The following is a 21,167-nucleotide window of genomic DNA, read 5'->3' on the forward strand; positions in this document are numbered from 1 at the left end:
CGCGAACCGTCGGCTGGCCGCAGGAGCGTCGCGCGATGCCCTCATGCTTCCATGCGGCAAAGAATCGGGCAGTCCGGTCGATCATTTCCGTGGCAGAGGTCTACCAATTCCAGCAGCGTCGACCGCATAACTTCGAGCGTAAATGCCTTACGCCCAAGTTCATCAGCGCGCGCTTGGGCAAGCATTTTTACTTCGCTGCTAGATCGGCTGCGATCCGACCACAGCTCGAGCAGCGTCCTAATCTCCTCGATCGGAAACCCCAGGTCACGCGCGTTGGCAATGAAGCGAAGGCGGTGAACGTCGGGGTCGGCATAGTCGCGGTAACTCCCACGCCGGGGCGGCGCGGGCACGAGACCGATCTTCTCGTAATGGCGGATCATGCGCTGCGAGACGCCGCTGGCATCTGATGCCGCTCCGATGTTCATAGCTTCACCGTGTTCAACCGTAGCGCGTTGAGGACCACGGTAAGGGACGAGAGCGCCATCGCCGCGCCGGCTAGCATCGGCGAGAGGAGGATGCCCGCCACGGGGTAGAGCACCCCGGCCGCGACCGGCACGCCGATCCCATTGAACAGGAACGAGAAGAACAGGTTCTGACGGATATTCCGCATCGCCGCCTGGGCGAGCTTCCGCGCTCGCACGATCGCCGACAGATCGCCGCGCGTAAGCGTTATGCCGGCGCTTTCGATCGCTACGTCTGTTCCCGTGCCCATGGCGAGGCCCACGTCCGCAGCCGCCAGAGCGGGCGCATCGTTGATTCCGTCGCCGGCCATCGCAACCTTGGCACCGGACGCTTTCAGCTCGCCGATGATGCGCGCCTTGTCCTCAGGGCGCAGGCCGGCGCGCACGTCGTCGAGTCCGCCCACGGCGCGCGCGACCGCGTTGGCGGTCGTTTGATTGTCACCGGTCAGCATGATGACGCGAAGCCCCTGCTGGCGGAGCGCGGCAATTGCCTCCCCGGCGTTGGCACGCACCGGATCGGCGACCGCGAGCAGGCCGGCAAGCGCGCCATCGATCGCCACCAGGATTACGCCTGCACCCTCGCTACGATGACGATTGGCATCGGAATCTACGGCCTTAGAATCAGCGCCGATTCGGCTCATTTGCTCGGCGTTCCCGATCACGACCGAACGGCCATTGACCTTGGCGCTCACCCCTAGACCGGTTTGCGAGGCGAAGTCCGTAACCGTGCCGAGCTGCAATTCTCGATCCTTGGCGGCAACGACGATCGCGTGTGCGAGCGGGTGTTCCGATTGCCTTTCGACGGCCGCAGCAAGCGCTAGCATGTCGTTCTCCACGACCGAGCCGATAGTCTGGACCGCGATGAGCTTAGGCTTGCCTTCCGTGAGCGTGCCCGTCTTGTCGATGACCAATGTATCGACCTTCTCTAGCCCCTGTAGCGCTTCCGCGTTCTTCACCAGAACGCCGACCTGAGCCCCGCGGCCCGTCCCGACCATGATCGACATGGGCGTAGCGAGACCCAGCGCGCAGGGGCAGGCGATGACGAGCACGGCAATGGCATTGAGCATGGCGTGGCCCATGCGCGGCTCAGGACCGACCAGCGACCAGACTACAAACGTCGCGATAGAAACCAGCACGACCAACGGCACGAACCAGCCAGACACCTGATCGGCAACAGCCTGGATCGGGGCACGGCTGCGCTGCGCGTCCGCGACCATGCGGACGATCCGCGCCAGCATCGTATCCGACCCGACAGCGCGGGCTTCCATGACCAGGCTGCCCGTGCCGTTGACCGTTCCCCCGGTGACGGCAGCCTCGACTTCCTTGAGGACAGGGGCAGGCTCGCCGGTGAGCATGGATTCATCGACCGAGGAGCGTCCCTCGACCACCACGCCGTCAACCGGGATCGCATCCCCGGGACGAACGCGTAGCCGATCACCGGCCGCCACATCGGCAAGGCTGACTTCCTCCTCGGACCCGTCCGATCGCACCCGGCGCGCCGTCTTTGGGGCAAGATCCATGAGGGCGCGGATCGCGCGTCCCGTTGCAGCCCTGGCACGCAGTTCAAGGACCTGTCCGAGCAGCACCAGCGCCACCACTACCCCGGCCGCCTCGTAATAGACCGGCACTACGCCGCCGTGCATGCGGAAGGTCGGGGGGAAAATGCCGGGCGCGACCGTCGCGACCAGGCTGTAGAGGAAGGCGGCACCGACCCCGATTGAGATCAGCGTGAACATATTCAGATGGCGGGTTCGAAGCGAGGTCCATCCTCGCTGAAAAAACGGCAACCCCGCCCACAGTACGATAGGCGCGGTGAGCGCAAGCTGTACCCAAGGGGAAGCGGCAGGACTGACGACATGGATGCCGAGCATTTCGGCGACCATCGATATTGCCAGCAGCGGCACCGCGAGCACTCCCGCCACCCACAGCCGGCGCGTGAAATCGATCAGCTCAGGATTAGGCCCATCATCGAGCGACGGTTCTTCCGGTTCGAGCGCCATGCCGCAGATCGGACATGTTCCCGGTCCCTCCTGGCGGATTTGCGGGTGCATGGGACACGTCCAGATAGCTCCTGGCGTTGCCGTTGCCTTAGGCTTCGGCTTGTCGCCGAGATAGGCGTCAGGGTTGGCGACGAACTTGGTCCGGCAACCGGCGCTGCAGAAATGATAGGTTTGGCCGGCGTGCTCGGCATGATGCGCCGTTTTCGCCGGATCGACCGTCATCCCGCACACCGGGTCCGTAACCGTCGCTGCGCCTTCAGAAATTCTGCCGCCAGCGCAGCAACCTCCAGCCTCAGGGTGATGCTCGTCGTGTTTGGCCGTCTCTGGAGTCCCCTCAGCCGCTTCACCCGAGCAGCATGCCGCTGGCGCGGGAGAGACAGTCGCGGCCGCAGGCTCAGTGGTACTCCGCCCGGAACAGCCGCACCCGCTGGCTTGAGGCGTATGGGAATGAGGGTCGTTTATGGCGTGAGACTCCTTCTACCCGAGGGCATGTAGGGCCTGACATCGTGTCAAGGTCAAGCCCGCCTACCTAGACTCTACGCGGCCGGGGTCGGTTGCCCTTGGAAACAAGCGGTAGCGATACGCCGATTGATCCATCAGAGCAGGAAGCCGGGAGCCAGACTACTGCGCGGCCGATCCTCACATCGCCGATGCAGGGGGAGCGAGGGTCCCCAGCCAGGCGACGAGTCCGAGGATGACGACGATGCACCCGGTTTCGGTTACGAGGCTCACGCGCAACGTACCGAGAGCCCTGCGATGATCGGCACTGGCGATCGATCGCTCGAAAGTCGGCGTCAACCGAAAGCGGTTGAGGGCGGCAAGACCGAGCATAACTGCAAACAACACCAGCTTCGCGAGCAGGAGTCGACCATAGAGCGACTTGCCAAGGTCCGTGAGGTGGTCGACACCGACCAACATCCAGCCGTTGATCAAGCCGGTGATGACGATCGTAGCGACCGCGATAGTTCCGACTATCCCGAACCCGTGCAGTGCGCGGTGCGTCAGTTCAAGGTGTGCTGCACCGCCTCGCGCAGCGGGCCGGGAGACGAGGAGGATTAGCCCGAACAAGGCCCCGACCCAAGTCGCCGAAGCGACGAGGTGCAGAATATCGGCACCAAGGTGAACCCAGCCGATCGCGGCGTCATCCATCGCACCGTGCCCGGTCCATGCCAGCGTGCCGATTGCAACGACGCCGCAAAGCGCGACGATGCACAGCCAGATTCCGTGGCGAGCAATCATCATTGCCGCCGCACCTGCGACGATGAGCGCGACCATGCGGAGCTTCCAGGCCACCCCGATCGCAGAGCCGGTGAGCAGCGCGCCGATCGCTTCGCCATCGATCGGCCACGCTGGCGTTCCCGCCATCGAGGATGCCATCAGCACGATCCAGGCGGCCGAGAATAAGAGGCCGAGGGCGGCGCTGCCGACCAGCCATGCGCGCAGCGCGAGCGCATCACCGCGCTCGTCAGCCCGCAGCCCATAGAGGCCGAATGCAGCGAGGCCGAACAGCGCCGCCAGCGTCAGGTAGAGCGCGAAGCGGATGCCGATCAGCGACCAATCGTTCATCGTCTCACTTCACCGCAAAGGCATAGCTTCCGGCGACCTTGTGCGTGTCTGTCGAGACCACCTGCCATGCCACGCTATAGCGGCCGTGCGGGAGCGAGCCGTTGGGAGTGACGATCAGCGTACGACCATCAGGCCCCAGTTTTGCTACGCTGGCCATCTTCATGGCGGCCATCCCGGGCATGGCCGCCATAGTCAGCTCGGCCTTGGAAAAGGCTGGCATCAGCTTTTCGCTGAAATGCAGCTCGATATGCGTCGGCTTGGCAACGGTCGCATTTGCGGACGGGCTCGCAGACAGCAGTTTGGGGTGCGCGTAGGCGGTGCCGGCGAGTGCAAGGCTTGCGGCAGTGGCGATCAGGACAGGGAAGCGGCGCATGGATGGCTCCTTCGTAATAGGGACTATCCTTCGTTACGCGCCCCAATCGACTACCCCTTGAAAGGTCGTGTTGAGGGATTGGGCTACGTCGTGCGTAACCTATGCTAGAGGGGTGGAGTGAACGACATGGATGACCTCGACGCAGTGTTGACGAGGATGGCGCACGCTCCCGTGCCCGCCAGCCTCGACGGAATGGAAGCCAGGGTGCTTGCGCGCATCGCGGCGCGGCCAGCGGCGCGAGCCGGCACCGGCATCGGCGCGGTGACGATCGCCGTAGCGCTCGTCATGGGCGTATTTGGCGCTGGCTTTCCGGCTAGAGAGGCCGGGGCGGTGTCTGCGCTCTCGCCACTCGGGCCAATGTCGCCGCTCGCCCCGTCGATCTTGCTCGCTGGCGCGCCATGAGCGGTCGCGTCCGGCTGATAGTGTGCGTGATCGCCTGCTTTGTTGCAGCGATCGGCGGTGTGTTCATCGGGCGGGCACTTCTCCCGTCGCCGGTGCAGCCCGGTGCGGAGCTGCACGAGGTGCTGCATCATAAGCTGGCGCTCGACGCAGACCAGCAGGCACGCCTGCAAGTCTTGGAACAGCGCTTCGCGGTCCAACGCCGCGCCTTCGAGCTGGAGTTGCGGGCCGACAATGCCCGTCTCGCGGAGGCTATCGAAGTCGAACACGGCAACGGACCGCGCGTTGTCGCGGCAGTCGATCGGAGCCACGCCGTCATGGGCGAGCTTCAGAAGGCTACGCTCGCACATATATTTGCCATGCGACAGCTTCTCCGTCCCAACCAGACCGGGCAGTTCGACCAGGCGGTGGTCAAGGCGCTCACCGACGATCAGCGTTGAGCCTCGACTGGACCTCGCTCACCGAGGCCGAGCTTGCGACGCTCAGCATCGCGGGGCGGGAAGCGGCCTTTGCCGAGATCATGCGCCGTCATCGGCAACCGATTTTCCGGATGGTCCGCGCCTGCGTCGGTGAACCCGACGAGGCGCTGGACCTGTTGCAGGAGACCTTCGTCGCTGCCCACCAGGCCATGCCACGGTACGATGGCAATCGGTCGATGCGGGCGTGGCTTTCCACGATCGCGCTCAACAAATGCCGTGATTGGGGACGCAAGCGGACCGTGCGCCGCTTCCTCTCATTCGCGATCCCGGTCGGCATCGAGGCCGAGGCGGTTACGGACGATCAGGTGCCGATCGACGACGCCGCCAGCGATCGGCAGGAGCTGGACCGGGTGACGCGTGCCATTGCTGCCCTCCCCGTTGCCTTGAAGGAGCCGCTGGTGTTGCGGACGATCGAAGGCTTGAGCCAGGCGGAAACCGCTGCAGTGTTGTCGATCAGCGAGAAGGCTGTGGAAACGCGGCTTTATCGCGCGCGCGCCAAGCTGCTCGAGCAATTAGGCGATCGTTGAGGGGTAGCACGACGCACCGCGTATCAAGGCTAGGGGGACATCCCCGATCGAAAGCCTTGAGGATCGTATGAGCCGCATTATCGACCGCCGCCAGATGCTACGCGGTGCCGCCCTTGCAGGCGGCGGACTCGCGCTGTCGGCCTACATGCCTGCATGGGCGCAGACCAATTCGGCAGGCATCATCACGCCCCTGCCGACCGTCACCGGCAACGATATTACGCTCCGCATCGCGCGCCAGACGATGATGATCGATGGTCGCGCGTCCAAGGCGATCGGCATCAACGGCACCGTACCGGCCCCGCTAATCCGGTTGCGCGAGGGGCAGACCGTTCGTCTCAATGTCATCAACGATCTCGACGAGGACAGTTCGATCCACTGGCACGGACTGCTCGTTCCCCCGCAGTTCGATGGGGTGCCCGGCATCTCGTTCCCCGGCATCAAGCCCCGTTCGAGCTTCCTCTACGAGTTTCCAATCCGGCAGAACGGCACGTATTGGTATCACAGCCATTCCGGGCTTCAGGAACAGCTTGGGCATTACGGGCCGATCGTGATCGATCCTGTCGGCGCCGATCCGGTGCAGTCCGACCGCGAACATGTCATCGTGCTGTCCGACCACAGCCAGCTCAGCCCCGCTACCATCTTCCGCGACATGAAAGTCGACCCCGGTCACTTCAACTATCAGCGTCAGACCCTCGCCGGCCTGCTTTCCGGCAAGGATCAACCGCTCAAGGACCGCGTGGATTGGGGCAAGATGCGGATGGACCCCACCGATATTTCCGACGCGACCGGCCCCGCCTATACCTATCTCGTCAACGGTCACGGCCCGCGCGACAACTGGACCGCGCTGTTCACGCCCGGGCAGCGCGTGCGACTGCGCGTCATCAATGCATCGTCGATGACAACCTTCAATGTCCGCATCCCCGGTCTCAAGCTCAGCATCGTCCAGGCTGACGGGCAAAACGTCATGCCGGTCGAGGTGGACGAGTTCCAGATCGGTGTCGCCGAAACCTACGACGCAATCGTCACCCCGATCGACGACCGCGCCTACACGCTTGTCGGCGAGGCGATCGACCGATCCGGCCTGGCGCGCGCCACGCTCGCCCCGCGCCCCGGCATGGCGGCCGAGGTGCCTGCGCTTCGTCCGCGCCCGCTCGCGACGATGAAGGACATGGGCATGGATATGTCGTCGATGGGCGGCATGGATATGTCGAGCGGCGGGATGCGCGGCCCCGACCCGACCAATGAGAAAAACCCGTCCGCCGGTCTCACCACCCCCGGCGCCGGCACGGTAGCAGGCGCGATGGCAATGGGCGGAATGCCGCAAGGCGGCACAATGTCAGGGATGGATCATTCGGCGATGAACCACGGTGCGATGGCGACGGGCGGCAGCGCGGGCGGCATGGCGGGGATGGACCATAGTTCGATGGGCGGCCAGCAGGGCATGGCCGGCATGGACATGGGGTCCATGAAGATGCGCGACTTCTCCAAAGCCCCGCAGGTCAAGAAAGGACCGGGTGTCCAGACGATTTCGCCGATCCCGATGGATCGCACCGGCGACCCCGGTCAGGGGCTTGAGAATGTCGGCCACAAGGTGCTGGTCTACCGGGACTTGATGGCGCTGGAACGCAACCCGGACGTGCGGGCTCCCAGCCGCAGCCTCGACATTCACCTGACCGGCAACATGGAGCGCTTCATGTGGTCGTTCGACGGCGTGAAGATGTCCGACATGATGAAGCCGATCCCCTTCCTCGAAGGTGAGCGCGTGCGGATCAACCTCATCAACGACAGCATGATGGGGCACCCGATCCATATCCACGGCCACTTTTTCGAGCTGGTGACGGGGCACGGCGATCATGCGCCGCGCAAACACACCGTCATCGTCCAGCCAGGCGGCAAGGTGACGTGGGATTTTACCGCCGATGCGGTCGGCGATTGGGCGTTCCACTGCCATCTCCTCTACCACATGCACGCCGGCATGATGCGAACCGTGAGTGTCCGTCCGCGGGGAGACGTCGCATGAGACGCCTCGCTCTTATGTTGGCGTCGGTCGCCATGCTCACCCTCGCGGCTCCGGTCGCTGCGCAGTCGATGCAGGGCATGAACATGCCCGGCATGACGATGCCGGCTCAGAAGAAACCTGCGGCCAAATCGTCCGCGCCAGCCAAGCGCGCCAGAGCGAAGCCCGTTGCCGCGAAGCGCAAGGCGCCACCGAAAGCCACGGCAGACCCGATGGCCGGCATGACGGGGATGGACCATTCGTCGATGCCGGGCATGGCCATGCCCGGCAATGCCTCACAGCCAGCGCAGGGCGCGTCCCAATCCATGCCGGAAATGGAGATGCCAGCAAGCGGCCAAACGGCTCCACAGGGCGCTCAGCAAGCAATGCCGGGGATGAATATGTCCGGCGACCAGCACGGCAGCCATGATATGCAGGCTATGCCGGGCATGGCAGGGATGACGATGCCCGGAATGGAGAAGACCGGCACGGCGCTTCCTGCGGGAAACGCACCGGCCCCCGCGCCGCCGATGGACCATTACGCCGACCGCCAGTTCGCGCCGGCCGACATGGCGAAGGCGCGGCACGACATGATGTTCGAGCAAGGCGGTCAGCCCTTCTACCAGGTCATGTTCAATCTTGCCGAATATCAGGCGCGCCAAGGCCGTGACGGCTACCGTTGGGATGGTGAGGCGTGGTTCGGCGGTGACATCAATCGCTTGTGGCTGAAGAGCGAGGGCGAGGGCGCGTTACGCGAGGGTGTCGAAAGTGCCGAAGTCCAGGCGCTCTACAGTCGAGCCGTCGGGCCGTACTTCAACCTTCAGGCAGGCGTTCGCCACGACTTCCAGCCGTCACCCAACCGCACTTATGCAACCGTCGGGTTCGAGGGACTTTCGCCCTATATGTTCGAAGTCGAGGGTGCTTTGTTCCTGTCGACCAAGGGTGACCTGCTCGGTCGCCTCGAGGGGTATTACGACCAGCGCATCACGCAGCGACTGATCCTGCAGCCGCGAATCGAGTTCAATCTATCGGCGCAGGCGGTGCCCGAAAACCGGCTTGGCGCGGGGCTGACCGACGCCGAGCTGGGGCTCCGGCTACGCTACGAAATCAGGCGGCAGTTCGCGCCCTATATCGGCGTCTCCTATGTCGCACAGACCGGACGTACCGCCGATTTCACCCGCGCCGAGGGCAAAGATCCGACCACCACCAGCTTCGTGGCCGGTGTGCGGGTGTGGTTCTGATGACGAAGGGCAGAGCCGAAATAGAGCAGTTGCCGAAGTGCGAGGGGTACGCGCCGCGCGCGCGTAGAACCTTTAGATAACAGAGGAGACGGACATGCGATTTTCACCGATATTTTCTGCCTTGGCGGTCGTCGCCACCCCGGCGCTTGCCCAGCAGGGCGGGATGCAGGTGATGGATCACGGCCAGATGGCCGGCCTGCGCCATGACGACATGTCGAAGATGATGGCTGGCAACCCTTACGCTCAATCCGAAATGGACATGCATCAGAAGATGATGGCTGCAAAGCAGGGTGACGCGGCCGAAATGTGGACGCGCAAAATGATCGAGCATCATCGCGGTGCCGTCGCCATGTCGCGCGTCGCAGTCCGCGATGCCAAAGACCCTGAGATAAAGCAGATCGCGCAGATGACGATCACGAAGCAGGAAAAGGATATTGCCGAGCTACAGGGTTGGCTCCGCAAGCACGACAAGCGCCCGCAGTAACGGGTGCTCACCCGCCCTGTTATTCCCTTTTTCCCCGACAGGGCGGGAGTTTCGTTTTCTTCGTGTGACCAAATCGACAAACCTACGAAGAAGACTTGGCCGATTGACAGGTTCAGAGGCGCCCCGCAGGAAGTGCATGTGAAGCGCCTGTTCCTTTTCCTGATACTGTTCGGCGTGATGGTCGGGCTTGCTGCGCAGCAGCCGGCCCAGGCGCTTGCTGCCCCAGCAGGCGCGATGGACATGGCAGCGATGGCAACCAACGACATGGCCTCCATGCCGGATTGCATGTCGGCGATGAAGAAGGACGCAGCCCACAAGCCGTGCAAGTGCGGCTTGGCTGGCTGCATCGCCATGATGGCGGCGGGCGGCCCGATGATGCTGTCCGACGCATCGATGATTCTCCAGGCTGCGGCCCGATCCGATCGTGATGAGCAAATCGGCATTTGCGCAGCCTTGCGCGGCCGTTCGACCGCCCCCGAGCCAGAACCGCCTTCTATCCTGATCTGATTTCAAGTCCGCGCGCGTGCCCGTCACGCGGCCCCGTCGCCGGTGCGACGGGGCTGGCGCGAGGTGAACTCAAGGATCAGGACATGACGAAATGCGAACCCTCTTACGCCGCCGCGCGTCGCGCGCGCTGGTATGGCTCGCGCTCGCGTCGGTCAGTATGCCGGCGATTGCCGGACCGCTGACGTTCGACACGGCGCTCCGAAAAGCTGCTACCGACGCGCCGTCGATCAAGGCGAAGTCGCTCGGCGCAGATGCTATGCGATCGGCGCGAAGCGCAGCAGGACAGTTGCCCGATCCGAAGCTCGCGCTCGGGATCGACAGCTTTCCGATCTCGGGACCGCTCGCGTTCGAGCCGCAGCGCGATAACTTCACCTGGGCGCGCATTGGTGTGTCGCAGGACATTCCCAACCTCGCCAAGCGGCGCGCGCAACGAGGTCGCGCTGAGGCGGACATTGGCGTCGCCGACGCAGAGACCGGCGTGGAGGCGCGCATCGTCAAGGTCCAGGCCGCGCTTGCCTGGATCAGTCTCGCTTATGCCGAGCGGCGACTTACCGCGCTCGACACGGTACTCCAGGGGCTCGGCCGCTTCGTCAAAGCGTCGCCCGGTGCGGTCGCGTCGGGAGCATCGCGGCCAGCACAGGTGTTCGCCGGGCGCGAAGCCCTTGCAAAACTACAGGACCGCCGCGACGAGCTGGTGTCGATGGTCGGCCGCGCGCGCGCCGACCTCACGCGCTGGACGGGCGAAGCCGACCCCGACATCGCAGGTCCGATCCCGGATTTCACGGTAGAGCCGTCGCGCCTGCGCGCATCGCTTCGCGAGCATCCGACGTTGGTGTTGGCCGGTGCCACCATCGGTCGCGCGGATGCCGACCTTCGCTTGGCCGAGGCCGAACGGCGTCCCGATTTCGGCGTCGATCTGTCCTACCAACGCCGCGATCCCCGGTTCGGCGATTACGTGTCTGCCGGGGTCACGATCGGCCTGCCGTTGTTCAAAAAGCGGCGTCAGGAACCGTTGATCGCGGCCCGCGCTGCCGACGCCAACAGTGCACGCGCCGGCGCAGATGCCAGTTTGCGCGAGCTGACCGCCGATCTCGAAGCAGGTCTTGCCGATCACGCGATGCACCACGCGCAATGGTCGCGCGCCCGCGACGTACTGCAGCCGCTCGCCGAGCAGCGGGTGACGCTCGAGACCGGCAGTTATAGCGCCGGGCGCGCCACCCTCACCGACATCGCCGACGCGCATTCCGCGCTTGCCGAAGCGGTCCTCACCAAGCTCGATCGCGAGGCGACGGTCGCCGCCGATGGCGCGCGGCTCATTCTCTTGTTCGGGAGCGTCGATCAATGACCACGTCACTTCAACGGTCGCAGCTCGCAGCGACGTTTGCCGCTGTCGCCCTCGTCGCGGGCGCTGGAGGCTATTATCTGGCCGGTTCGCGGAATGGGGCACCTGCCGCCGGGGCGCCGGATACTCCTCGCAAGCCGCTCTATTATTACGACCCGATGGTGCCGCAGGAGCATTACGACAATCCGGATTCCCTGTCGTCAATGGGGATGAAGACGATTCCCAAATATGCCGACGCAACTAGCGGACAGACGGCAAAGCCAGGTGTCACGGTCGACCCTTCGGCGATGCAGAGCCTCGGCATCCGGCTGGCGACCGCGACCACCGGCACGTTGGCCGGCACGCTTGATGTGACCGGCGCGATCGACTTCAACCAGCGCGATGTCGCGGTCATCCAGTCACGCGCCACAGGGTTCATCCAGCGGGTCTATGGCCGCGCACCGGGCGACATAATCCGTGCCGGGGCGCCAATCGCCGACGTGTTGGTCCCCGAATGGGGTGGCGCACAGAACGAATATGAAGCGGTGCGCAAAACCGGCGATCCATCGTTGATCGCTGCCGCAGGCCAGCGTCTGCGACTGATCGGCATTCCGGGCGGCGTGGCGGGCGGGCTTGGGATGACCACCATCCGGAGCCCAATCGGGGGCGTTATCCAGACACTCGATGCCCGCGCCGGGGTTACGCTCGCACCCGGCCAGACGCTCGCGCAGGTCAACGGCCTCGGCACGGTCTGGTTGAACGCCGCGGTGCCGGAAGTGCGCGCAAGCGCTGTCAAAGTCGGGCAGACGGCGAATGCCGAGCTGGCGGGGTTCCCCGGCGAGCGCTTCACCGGCCGCGTCATCGCCGTCTTGCCGACGACGCAGGCGGACAGTCGAACGCTGACGGTACGGATCGAGCTGCGTAATCCCGGTGGTCGCCTGCGCCCCGGCATGTTCGCGACCGTTCATCTGGGCGGCACGTCCGACACCGCGCTGCTGGTGCCGAGCGAAGCCGTAATCCGCACCGGCAAGCGCACGCTCGTCATGCTCGCCGACGGCAAGGGTCGTTTCCGACCAGCTGAGGTCCGTATCGGGCGCGACGCGAGCGGTCAGACCGAAATCCTCGCAGGACTGGCGGCAGGGGAAAAGGTCGTCGCATCGGGCCAGTTCCTGCTCGACAGCGAGGCGAGCCTGACCAACGTCGCCGCGCGCCCGATCACGGGGGACACAAAGTGATCGCGCGGATTATTGAGGCGTCCGTCAAGGCGCGCTTTCTTGTCCTGCTCGCAGCCCTCGCGCTGATCGTCGTCGGGGTGGGCGCTTTGCGCTCGACTGCGGTCGATGCGCTGCCCGACCTGTCCGACGTCCAGGTCATCATCCGCACCACCTATCCGGGGCAGGCACCACAGATCGTCGAGAACCAGGTCACGTACCCGCTCGCGACGACGATGCTGTCCGTGCCGGGCGCGCGCGTGGTGCGCGGCTATTCGTTTGTCGGTGACAGCTTCGTCTATGTCCTGTTCGACGACGCGACCGATCTCTATTGGGCGCGCAGCCGGGTCCTCGAATATCTGAGCCAGGTGCAAAGCCGCCTCCCCGAGGGTGCGAAGGCATCGCTCGGCCCGGATGCTACTGGGGTGGGCTGGGTCTATGAATATGCGCTGGTCGACCGGACCGGGCGTCACGACCTCGCACAGCTCCGCAGCATCCAGGACTGGTTCCTGCGCTACGAATTGAAGACCGTGCCGGGGGTCGCCGAGGTGGCGAGCATCGGCGGCATGGTGAAAGAGTATCAGGTCGTCCTCGATCCGCAGAAGCTGGCCGCTTACGGCATCACCCACGAGGCGGTGACCGAGGCGCTGAAGCGCGGCAATCAGGAGAGCGGCGGATCGGTCCTCGAGATGGCCGAGGCCGAATATATCGTCCGCGCGACCGGCTATCTGAAGACGCTCGACGATTTTCGCAGCGTGCCGCTCAAGACGGTTGGCGGCGTGCCCGTGACACTCGGCGACGTCGCCACGGTTCAGATCGGTCCCGAAATGCGTCGCGGGTTGGCCGAGCTAAACGGCGAGGGCGAGGTTGCAGGCGGCGTCATCGTGATGCGCCAAGGCAAGAACGCGCGCGAGGTGATCGACGGGGTACGCACTCGGCTTGAAGAGTTGGAAAAGAGCCTGCCGCCCGGCGTGGAGGTCGTCACCACCTATGACCGGTCGGGCCTGATCGATCGCGCGGTCGACAATCTGCGCAGCAAGCTGATCGAAGAGTTCATCGTCGTGGCGCTCGTCTGCGCGCTGTTCCTCTGGCACGTCCGTTCGGCACTGGTCGCCATTCTCACCCTGCCACTCGGTATCCTCATCGCCTTCATTGCGATGCGCGTGCAGGGACTAAACGCCAATATCCTCTCGCTGGGCGGCATCGCCATCGCGATCGGGGCGATGGTCGATGCCGCCGTCGTCATGATCGAGAACGCGCACAAGCATCTTGAGCATTGGACGCACGATCATCCCGGCGAAACGCTTGAGGGCGCTGAACGCTGGCGCGTGATCACTGCCGCAGCGGTCGAGGTCGGCCCGGCGCTCTTCCTCAGCCTGCTCATCATCACCTTCTCGTTCGTGCCGATCTTCTCGCTTCAGGGGCAGGAGGGGCGGCTGTTCGCGCCGCTCGCCTTCACCAAGACCTATGCGATGGCAGGCGCCGCAATCCTGTCGATCACGCTGATACCGGTGCTGATGGGCTTTCTGATCCGCGGTCGCATCCCGTTGGAAAACGCCAACCCGATCAACCGTGTCCTTACCCGCATCTACCGCCCCGCGCTCGACTGGGTACTGGCGCGGCCGAAACAGGCGCTGGTCATCGCCGGCCTCGTGTTCGCAACCAGCCTCTGGCCGATCAGCCAGTTGGGTGGCGAGTTCATACCGCAGATGAACGAGGGCGACCTGCTCTACATGCCTTCCGCGCTGCCCGGCATTTCGACCGCTAAGGCCGGCCAGCTTCTCCAGCTCACCGACCGGCTCATCAAGACCGTACCCGAAGTGGAAAGCGTGTTTGGCAAGGCCGGCCGCGCCGACACCGCCACCGACCCTGCCCCGCTCGAAATGTTCGAGACCACGATCCGCTTCAAGCCCAAGGATCAGTGGCGCGCGGGCATGACGCAGGACAAATTGATCGATCAGCTCGACAAGGCGGTGAAAGTGCCAGGCCTCGCCAATTTCTGGATTCCCCCGATCCGTAATCGGATCGAGATGCTGTCGACCGGCATCAAGAGTCCGATCGGTATCAAGGTGGCGGGGTCGAACCTCGCCGAGATCGATGCGGCCGCGCGCGAGATCGAACAGGTCGCGAAAACCGTGCCCGGGGTGGGGTCGGCGCTCGCCGAACGTCTCACCGGCGGGCGGTATATCGATATCGACATCAACCGGACCGCCGCGGCACGCTATGGTCTCAACGTCGCCGATGTGCAGTCGGTCGTGTCGAGCGCGATCGGCGGAGAGACGATCGGCCAGACCGTCGAGGGACTCGCGCGATATCCGATCAGCGTGCGTTATCCGCGCGAGCTGCGCGACAGTATAGAAGGATTGCGCAATCTGGCCGTGCTGACGCCGGCAGGGCAGCAGATCACGCTCGGCACCGTCGCCGACGTTCGCATCACCGATGGACCGCCGATGCTGCGCAGCGAGAACGGCCGACCGGTGACGTGGATCTACATCGATGGACGCGGCGCGCCGCTCACCACCATCGTTCGTGATCTGCAGAACGCGATCGCCGCCAAGGTGAAACTGCCGCCCGGCGTCAGTGTCACCTATACCGGCCAGTTCGAGTATCTGCAGCGCGCGGTCGAGCGATTGAAGATCGTCGTTCCGGCGACATTGGTCATCATCTTCCTGCTGCTCTACGCGACCTTTCGCCGGCTCGATGAAGCCGCGCTGGTGATGGGCACCCTGCCGTTCGCGCTCACCGGCGGTCTATGGCTGCTCTATCTGCTCGGCTATAACCAATCGGTCGCGACCGGTGTCGGGTTCATCGCGCTCGCCGGTGTTTCGGCCGAGTTCGGCGTGGTGATGCTGATCTACCTCAAGCATGCGCTGGATGCCCGAGGCCCGGTGCCGGACGATGCCGAGGTCGAGGCTGCCGTGCGCGAAGGCGCCCTCCTTCGTGTCCGGCCCAAGGCTATGACGGTCGCGGTGATCCTGGCTGGCCTGTTTCCGATCCTGATCGGTACAGGCACCGGCTCCGAAGTGATGAGCCGGATCGCGGCTCCCATGGTCGGAGGCATGCTCACTGCACCGTTGCTCTCGATGCTGGTACTGCCGGCAGCGTTCCTGCTGCTGCGGTGCTCCCGGCGTTCCACCCTTCCTTCGGCCCCAGTCCCACCGCTGCAAAGGAATACGCTATGAAGAAGAACCTGTTGGCACTCGCCGTCCTCGCGGGCCTCACGACGACCACAGCATCGGCGCAGTCGAGCACTTCCATGCAGGGCATGCCGATGAAGTGGGCCGTGAAGGTCGGACGTGGCAGTGGTATCGTGACTGCGATCGATCCCAAAGCCGCCAAGGTTACAATCCAGCATGGTCCGATCGCGGCACTGGGCTGGCCTGCGATGACGATGGCGTTCACGGCTACTTCACCGGCACTTCTCAAGACCGTGAAAGTCGGACAGCGCGTCGACTTCGCTATGAGGATGCGCGGCTCTGTGGCGGAGGTCACAGCTATCCGACAGCGTTGAGCCGGTGTCACGACCGGACCGATTTGACACACTGTTTGGAGCACGGTCTTCCGCCCAATCATAGGCGGCCAATCCGCGTGCCAAAATCGGAACTCTCCGAATTATTAGAGTCTCTCAGCGATAACCGGCGAGCTGGGCTAGTGTGCCGCCGGACAGGTCATTAATCTCGGGCGGCCGCTCGTGCCCGATCCTGACCTTCGCAACCACGCCAGTGAACGTCGTGGTTTGGTCGATTGCTGCCCCCGGCCGGGAGCCGTCCGAACGACAGCTATTCGGGGTATACCCCCCATGCCCGGCCGTTATCGGGCCGAGCGCCGCCGTCCTCTAAATCGCCGGACCTCTGGATCGCTGAAACGACCAGCTGACGCCGTCCCCGCGCACGACGCCCGAAAGGTCCTTCCCGACATGCCGCTCCAGCACCGGGCGCCACGGCACCAAGGTGAAGTCCTTGGCCTTCTGCACGATCCCGAAGCGGCCGCTGGCAAGATCGACGTGCCGTACCAACCTTCCAGCTACGCGCTCCCCCTCCCCGGTCTCCACGAAGCGAAGGCCAAGCTCCTTGGACATCTGCGCGCCGACCCGTAGGAGTTCGCGCCGCTGCAGGATCGCAAGCAGATTGGCGCGGTACGTGATCCGCCCGTGCTCGGCGTCGGCCAGTTCGTTGGCGATCAGCCATTGCCGTCGCGCCAATTGGGCGGCGCGCACCGTCTGCCCGAACCCCGCGTCCCGCACCGGCTCCGCCTCCGTTGCCACCATGTCGCGATCGAGCCAGGTCGCGCCCGCGATATCGACCTGCTTCTCGACCGGGATCGCCGAAAGGATCTCGACCGTTACCGGCTTCCTGGCGGCTACGCGCTCGGCAAATAGCGCCGCGCGGGCAAGATGATCCGGTGCGATCTGCCAACGCCCGTCGGGCAGGCGCTCGACCGCCCCGGTCTCGCGCCGCATCGCCTCCAGGCGACGGACATGGGTTTCGGCAAAGGCCTGAGTCGCGTTCGGATCATGCAGAAGGTGCGCGTCGACATCGTAGACGCCGCCATTCGCGGCGGCGACCGCCGCGATCGTCCGATCCGCCGCGCGAACGCTGGCGTCGATCGGACTAAGCCTGACGATCGCGCCGTCGGGGATCGGTTCCAGATCGTTGCCCGCACCGATGTCGACATAGTGACTTCGTCCGTCGACCGCATCTACGATAAGATAGTGACGATCGGCGAGCTCGTCGGAGAGGCCGCGTGCGATGAGGCGCCCGGTCAGCGGTCTGGCATCGGCCGTGCCGGGTTCGAAGACGACCCAGTCGGCCGGCGCGCGCTCGATGCGTTTCGCGGCGATCTCGCGCTGCATCGTCGTCAGGATATCGCCGCGCTCGCCCATTCGGCGGAGTGTGTCCTCCAATCCCTCTTCGAGCCCCCAGCGGCCACCCCCCAGCGACTGCGCAAGTCCGAGACGTTCGAGCTTGGCCAGCCGACCCGTTCGCAGGGTCTGCCGGAACGGCTCGGGCACTGCGGCGACCACCGTCCGATCCGGGCCGCACTCGCGCAGCAACTGCCGATCGATCGACGTCAGGCGTTCCTGTTCGACCTCGGCGCGCAGCGTGCGCTCGATTTCGCGATCGCTCCGCGGCCCGAGATCGAGCCCGACGAGTTCGGCGGCGCGCTCACGGATGCCCTTCGTCAGATACTCGGGAGCAATGACGAGATCGCGACCGCGGTCATCCTTTCCCCGGACGATGATGTGGGTGTGCGGATGGCCGGTGTTGAAATGGTCGACCGCAACCCAGTCCAGCCGCGTGCCGAGATCGGCTCCCATGCGCGCCAACAGCCGCCGGGTGAGCGGTTGCAGGTCGTCATATTCAGCGCCGTCCTCGGCCGAGACGATGAAGCGGAATTGGTGCCGATCGCCATCGGCGCGTTCGTGGAATGCCTTGGGGTCGGCCCCCTCCTCGCCCGGCCCGTAGATCCGGCCGGGATCACCCTGGCGGGTAACGCCGTCGCGCTGGATATAGCGCAGGTGCGCGCGTGCCCCCGCATACCAGTTGCCGCCGAGCTTGACGATCCGGGTCTTGACCACGACGCGGCGTGCATGAACCGCCGCTTGGCCATCGCGCCGGGCGAGCACAGCCCCATACCCCGCGCCGCAACCGATCCGTGCACTACCACTGGCCGAGCCTGTGCGTTTCCCGGAAAGCGGACCGCCGCGTGCCAGCGTCGCGGCGGCGAGCACCTGATGCAGATAGCGGCGGGCATGCCGCCCGCCGCCTGCCCGCATACGACCCAGATGTGGTACGAAGTCGTCGTCGTCGGCCACCTACCCTGCTCCGTCCGGGTGATCTTTCGAGATGGTGCCTCACTTTGATGCCCGATGAAATTGGCGCTACCGAAACCCGCGGAAATCCGCCATTTCCGAGGCGCATGGCGCCATGTCCCGCACCATGGCGCCATGCGCCCTCTCGAAAACGATGTGCAGACAATAGCTTATGGCAAAAGTACGGAGGATGGCGCCATGCTTTATCTTGCCTTACGCGCCCTCCCCTACCTTCCCGCTCACCGCTCGATCACCTCTGACAGCCGTTTCGCTCTTTGCCTCAGAACGGGGGATCAAGAGCACGACGCAAGCGGGAACGAAGCCTGACCGACCCCGCTCCCGCTCGCCCTTGGTCATCGCGCCGCGCTATAGGCTTCCTGCGCATCCCACACGCTCTCGAACCGCCGCAATCCGCTAATCCGATCGACTTCACCCTCGCCATCCACGATCGCTACCGCGACGAACCAATGCGCGTCCAGACAGCCGATAATCGCCACCCGATCGCGCTCCTCGCCCGCGTCATCCAGGCCCTCAAACCGGCCCAACCACCGCTCTCCACTGCGCGCCTCCCAGTGAAAATCTGCGCTTTCCGCTTCGATGAAATGCCGCGCCAGCGCCTGCAGTCCGCCGCCTCCGAACTCGATTTCCAGCCCCGACATCAGCGCTGGGAAGATGTCGTTCGAGCCCGCGATAACGCTGTCCATGGTCATGAGAACCTCCGCTTGCTTGTGCCTTCTTGAGTGAAGGACAGCCCTCTGACGGCGGGTGCCGGCGCGTCTGTCAGGGCCACCGGAGCGCAAGCGGAGGTGCCGCGCAGCGGCGGCGGAGGAGCCGATTTTGTTGTGCTGGTACAAACAGACTCGGCTGCGCAGCAGCCTCCGCTTCACAGCAAAATTGGAGGGGCCGCCGGCCTTGAGAGACGTGCCGGCGCCCGCCATACTCGGACGATCCGAGACGAGCCCTCCACAGATGTTGCGACGGGTAGCCGCGCCGCGCGTGCCACGAGGTGTGCCGGAAGCACGGCATCAAGAGACGAAGAACGGCCCCCAAAAATGCGGCAAGGCCCCCGCGCCGATGCGACGCGGGGGCGATGCGGTTCAGTCGGCGGGGTTCCAAATGATGGCGTAGGTGTCGTCATCGTCCTGGCCGGCGGCGCGCCCGAGATTGGCGTAGAGGCGGCGCGGACCGAATTCCGGAGCGGCGAGGCTGAGCGACACATAGTCGTTGCCCGAACTCTCGCTGCGGCGGATCCAGCCGGCCCCGACCTCGGCCCCGCCCGCCATCACGCGGTAGTCGGGCTGGACGTCGTTGGCCTTGCGGCCGTTGGGCAGGATCTCGACGTCGGTGCGGATCGAGAGGGTGCGGAGCTGGCCCTTGAAGCCGTTGCCGTCGCGGGTGACATAACCGATTGCAGGCATTGAAAGTCTCCTTCGAGTGTCGCCCCGAACCGTTTCCGGGCGATGGGCGGACCTAAGGGCCGGACCAAGCGACCCCTGCGCACCGGCACGGCCGCAGCGCAGCGGAGGACCGGAGCCGAAGGCGTATTTGAGAGCGCAAGCGGGCGCGAGGAGCCCGTGGCACACGGGCGGGGAAATACGCCGGAGGCGATGGTTTCGCAGGGGTCGCGGCCGGCCCAGGTCATGCGCCCGAGGAGCCGGAACGGGGCGCGCACACGCCGCAGGAGAGCGTCGACCGCACGATCGGCTATGCCCCGATCCGCAAGACAAGGACGCTCTGCCCCGCTCGTCACCGCGCCGCCAGCGATGGCAATGGGTGGAAGGACGCGGCAGACCGCAGCGCCGATGGGGGCGGTATGCGGGAGCCTAGCGATCCGTCGCCGCGGTTTCGGGCTATCGCGTGACCGCGCAAACGCACCCAAATCCTCCGACCGCGCCATCGCATCCATCCTGTTTAGCCTGCCGCGTCATCCTGCGAGCCAGCGTAATCCGGGTTCACCGGGAGCGCATGGCCAGCCTCCCGTGGACAGACCATGCGGAAACCGGATTGATGTACGTTCTTCTTTCGTTCTACTGTCCCGTTATGTCGAGACTCGCCCCCCAACCCGCCCCCGCCGATCTCAGTTCGGCCATTCTATCGGCGCCCGGTTGGGCCAGAGTGGGGATCACGATGCCCGACGCGCGGATGCGCGAGCGCGCGGCGGACGCGCTGGCGCAGTCGATCCTCGAACAGGTGTTCGAGCAGGACCGCACCGCCCATGCCGATCAACTCAGGCTGCCGCTTTAAGCTGACGGACTCGGTGGTAGCCGCGGCCAGGCGCGCGTCAAACCTTCGCTGGCGCAGGGGAGACGCTGCGCACTTCGCGCACGACGTCCTCGAACAGGTCGAAGAACCGGCGTTCCAATTCGCCTTCGGACATCGTGAAGGCGGCGTGCGCGTGCGCAAGATCGAGCGCGTGCGCGGCCAAAAGCCCGTCTTCGCGAAAGCGCGGGGCGAGGTCATGCGCGGTCGCGAGATCGCCGGCGTTGCGCATCGCATAGTCGACCACCCAGAAGCGATGGATCAGCCGCTCGCGCGGGGAGAGCGCGTCATCGCCCTGTGCGCAGCGCTTTTCGATCACCGCATGCGCGGCGTCGATCAGCCAGGTTTCGTGGTCGCGGTGATCGATGTCTGTCCCCATGCGGCAGTCTTAAGCGCGCCGGGCGGGGCTGATCCAGTGATTCTCGAACCAGCCCTGCAACAGAAACCCCGCGGCGAGCGCCGGAGGCGCGAGCCGCGGGGCCGAATTTCAACCCGCTCTGGAAAAGCGGGACGGCGGCACCGCCGCCGTCC

General features: G+C 65.1%; 20 protein-coding genes. 12 read left to right on the top strand and 8 right to left on the bottom strand.

Annotated elements, in window-relative coordinates; all coding sequences use genetic code 11:
- Positions 1-41: 41 nt before the first annotated feature.
- The 4 genes from E2E30_RS09325 to copC form a co-directional block, all read right to left on the bottom strand.
- Positions 42-425 (bottom strand): MerR family DNA-binding protein, encoded by a 384-nt coding sequence (locus tag E2E30_RS09325; protein WP_133189188.1) that lies wholly within the window; start codon positions 423-425, stop codon positions 42-44.
- Positions 422-2,725: a heavy metal translocating P-type ATPase gene (locus tag E2E30_RS09330; protein WP_206365699.1), complete on the bottom strand. Its 2,304-nt coding sequence runs from the start codon at positions 2,723-2,725 to the stop codon at positions 422-424. The genes E2E30_RS09325 and E2E30_RS09330 overlap by 4 nt, the downstream gene beginning before the upstream one ends.
- Positions 2,726-3,100: 375 nt before the next feature.
- On the bottom strand, positions 3,101-4,027 hold the full coding sequence (gene copD / locus E2E30_RS09335) for a copper homeostasis membrane protein CopD (RefSeq protein ID WP_133189192.1): 927 nt from the start codon (positions 4,025-4,027) through the stop codon (positions 3,101-3,103).
- A gap of 4 nt (positions 4,028-4,031) precedes the next feature.
- A complete protein-coding gene (gene copC / locus E2E30_RS09340; RefSeq protein ID WP_133189194.1) occupies positions 4,032-4,400 on the bottom strand; it encodes a copper homeostasis periplasmic binding protein CopC in 369 nt (122 codons plus the stop codon).
- A 126-nt stretch (positions 4,401-4,526) separates the two neighbouring features.
- Here copC and E2E30_RS09345 point away from each other — a divergent pair, with 126 nt between their 5' ends.
- The 11 genes from E2E30_RS09345 (at position 4,527) to E2E30_RS09395 (ending at position 16,076) form a co-directional block, all read left to right on the top strand.
- Entirely contained in the window at positions 4,527-4,802 is a 276-nt protein-coding gene (locus E2E30_RS09345; protein WP_010165215.1) for a hypothetical protein, read from the top strand.
- The gene (locus E2E30_RS09350) at positions 4,799-5,239 is read left to right on the top strand and encodes a periplasmic heavy metal sensor (protein WP_010165212.1); all 441 of its coding nucleotides are present in this window, start codon (positions 4,799-4,801) and stop codon (positions 5,237-5,239) included. The genes E2E30_RS09345 and E2E30_RS09350 overlap by 4 nt, the downstream gene beginning before the upstream one ends.
- Positions 5,236-5,805, top strand: a complete 570-nt coding sequence (locus tag E2E30_RS09355; protein ID WP_010165211.1) for an RNA polymerase sigma factor — start codon at positions 5,236-5,238, stop codon at positions 5,803-5,805. Before E2E30_RS09350 ends, E2E30_RS09355 begins: the two co-directional genes overlap by 4 nt.
- A 67-nt stretch (positions 5,806-5,872) precedes the next feature.
- Positions 5,873-7,825 carry a copper resistance system multicopper oxidase gene (locus E2E30_RS09360; protein ID WP_133189196.1) on the top strand — a complete coding sequence of 651 codons (1,953 nt, stop codon included), beginning with the start codon at positions 5,873-5,875 and terminating at the stop codon, positions 7,823-7,825.
- Positions 7,822-9,042: a copper resistance protein B gene (locus E2E30_RS09365; protein WP_133189198.1), complete on the top strand. Its 1,221-nt coding sequence runs from the start codon at positions 7,822-7,824 to the stop codon at positions 9,040-9,042. Before E2E30_RS09360 ends, E2E30_RS09365 begins: the two co-directional genes overlap by 4 nt.
- Positions 9,043-9,136: 94 nt before the next feature.
- Complete coding sequence (locus E2E30_RS09370; RefSeq protein WP_206365545.1) at positions 9,137-9,526, top strand: DUF305 domain-containing protein; 390 nt, start codon at positions 9,137-9,139, stop codon at positions 9,524-9,526.
- 138 nt (positions 9,527-9,664) lie between these two features.
- Positions 9,665-10,033 (top strand): hypothetical protein, encoded by a 369-nt coding sequence (locus E2E30_RS09375; RefSeq protein ID WP_133189200.1) that lies wholly within the window; start codon positions 9,665-9,667, stop codon positions 10,031-10,033.
- Between the two features lie 91 nt (positions 10,034-10,124).
- Positions 10,125-11,378: a TolC family protein gene (locus E2E30_RS09380; protein WP_133189202.1), complete on the top strand. Its 1,254-nt coding sequence runs from the start codon at positions 10,125-10,127 to the stop codon at positions 11,376-11,378.
- On the top strand, positions 11,375-12,589 hold the full coding sequence (locus E2E30_RS09385; RefSeq protein WP_133189204.1) for an efflux RND transporter periplasmic adaptor subunit: 1,215 nt from the start codon (positions 11,375-11,377) through the stop codon (positions 12,587-12,589). The genes E2E30_RS09380 and E2E30_RS09385 overlap by 4 nt, the downstream gene beginning before the upstream one ends.
- Positions 12,586-15,747: an efflux RND transporter permease subunit gene (locus E2E30_RS09390; RefSeq protein WP_133189206.1), complete on the top strand. Its 3,162-nt coding sequence runs from the start codon at positions 12,586-12,588 to the stop codon at positions 15,745-15,747. The genes E2E30_RS09385 and E2E30_RS09390 overlap by 4 nt, the downstream gene beginning before the upstream one ends.
- On the top strand, positions 15,744-16,076 hold the full coding sequence (locus tag E2E30_RS09395) for a copper-binding protein (protein ID WP_133189208.1): 333 nt from the start codon (positions 15,744-15,746) through the stop codon (positions 16,074-16,076). Before E2E30_RS09390 ends, E2E30_RS09395 begins: the two co-directional genes overlap by 4 nt.
- 324 nt (positions 16,077-16,400) lie before the next feature.
- Here the strand turns inward: E2E30_RS09395 and rlxS are convergent, their stop codons facing one another.
- From rlxS to E2E30_RS09410, 3 genes are all read right to left on the bottom strand, one after another.
- Positions 16,401-18,380, bottom strand: a complete 1,980-nt coding sequence (rlxS, locus tag E2E30_RS09400) for a relaxase/mobilization nuclease RlxS (protein ID WP_272482929.1) — start codon at positions 18,378-18,380, stop codon at positions 16,401-16,403.
- Between the two features lie 350 nt (positions 18,381-18,730).
- Complete coding sequence (locus tag E2E30_RS09405) at positions 18,731-19,087, bottom strand: hypothetical protein (protein WP_133189210.1); 357 nt, start codon at positions 19,085-19,087, stop codon at positions 18,731-18,733.
- Between the two features lie 387 nt (positions 19,088-19,474).
- Complete coding sequence (locus E2E30_RS09410) at positions 19,475-19,795, bottom strand: DUF736 domain-containing protein (RefSeq protein ID WP_133189212.1); 321 nt, start codon at positions 19,793-19,795, stop codon at positions 19,475-19,477.
- A 622-nt stretch (positions 19,796-20,417) separates the two neighbouring features.
- On the opposite strand from E2E30_RS09410, the gene E2E30_RS09415 reads away from it, so the two are divergent.
- Positions 20,418-20,621 (top strand): DUF6771 family protein, encoded by a 204-nt coding sequence (locus E2E30_RS09415; protein WP_133189214.1) that lies wholly within the window; start codon positions 20,418-20,420, stop codon positions 20,619-20,621.
- Positions 20,622-20,658: 37 nt separating this feature from the next.
- On the opposite strand, the gene E2E30_RS09420 is transcribed toward E2E30_RS09415, so the two are convergent.
- A complete protein-coding gene (locus E2E30_RS09420) occupies positions 20,659-21,015 on the bottom strand; it encodes a hypothetical protein (protein WP_133189216.1) in 357 nt (118 codons plus the stop codon).
- Between the last annotated feature and the right edge of the window lie 152 nt (positions 21,016-21,167).

Source organism: Sphingomonas sp. AAP5, assembly GCF_004354345.1.
GTDB lineage: Bacteria > Pseudomonadota > Alphaproteobacteria > Sphingomonadales > Sphingomonadaceae > Sphingomonas > Sphingomonas glacialis.

Coding starts and splice junctions, on each gene's coding strand:
- copC (WP_133189194.1), bottom strand. CDS start 4,400: ATGCGCCGCTTCCCTGTCCTGATCGCCACTGCCGCAAGCCTTGCACTC.
- E2E30_RS09325 (WP_133189188.1), bottom strand. CDS start 425: ATGAACATCGGAGCGGCATCAGATGCCAGCGGCGTCTCGCAGCGCATG.
- E2E30_RS09420 (WP_133189216.1), bottom strand. CDS start 21,015: ATGGGGACAGACATCGATCACCGCGACCACGAAACCTGGCTGATCGAC.
- E2E30_RS09395 (WP_133189208.1), top strand. CDS start 15,744: ATGAAGAAGAACCTGTTGGCACTCGCCGTCCTCGCGGGCCTCACGACG.
- E2E30_RS09385 (WP_133189204.1), top strand. CDS start 11,375: ATGACCACGTCACTTCAACGGTCGCAGCTCGCAGCGACGTTTGCCGCT.
- E2E30_RS09345 (WP_010165215.1), top strand. CDS start 4,527: ATGGATGACCTCGACGCAGTGTTGACGAGGATGGCGCACGCTCCCGTG.
- E2E30_RS09380 (WP_133189202.1), top strand. CDS start 10,125: ATGCGAACCCTCTTACGCCGCCGCGCGTCGCGCGCGCTGGTATGGCTC.
- E2E30_RS09360 (WP_133189196.1), top strand. CDS start 5,873: ATGAGCCGCATTATCGACCGCCGCCAGATGCTACGCGGTGCCGCCCTT.
- E2E30_RS09370 (WP_206365545.1), top strand. CDS start 9,137: ATGCGATTTTCACCGATATTTTCTGCCTTGGCGGTCGTCGCCACCCCG.
- E2E30_RS09365 (WP_133189198.1), top strand. CDS start 7,822: ATGAGACGCCTCGCTCTTATGTTGGCGTCGGTCGCCATGCTCACCCTC.
- E2E30_RS09415 (WP_133189214.1), top strand. CDS start 20,418: ATGTCGAGACTCGCCCCCCAACCCGCCCCCGCCGATCTCAGTTCGGCC.
- E2E30_RS09410 (WP_133189212.1), bottom strand. CDS start 19,795: ATGCCTGCAATCGGTTATGTCACCCGCGACGGCAACGGCTTCAAGGGC.
- E2E30_RS09350 (WP_010165212.1), top strand. CDS start 4,799: ATGAGCGGTCGCGTCCGGCTGATAGTGTGCGTGATCGCCTGCTTTGTT.
- E2E30_RS09405 (WP_133189210.1), bottom strand. CDS start 19,087: ATGACCATGGACAGCGTTATCGCGGGCTCGAACGACATCTTCCCAGCG.
- copD (WP_133189192.1), bottom strand. CDS start 4,027: ATGAACGATTGGTCGCTGATCGGCATCCGCTTCGCGCTCTACCTGACG.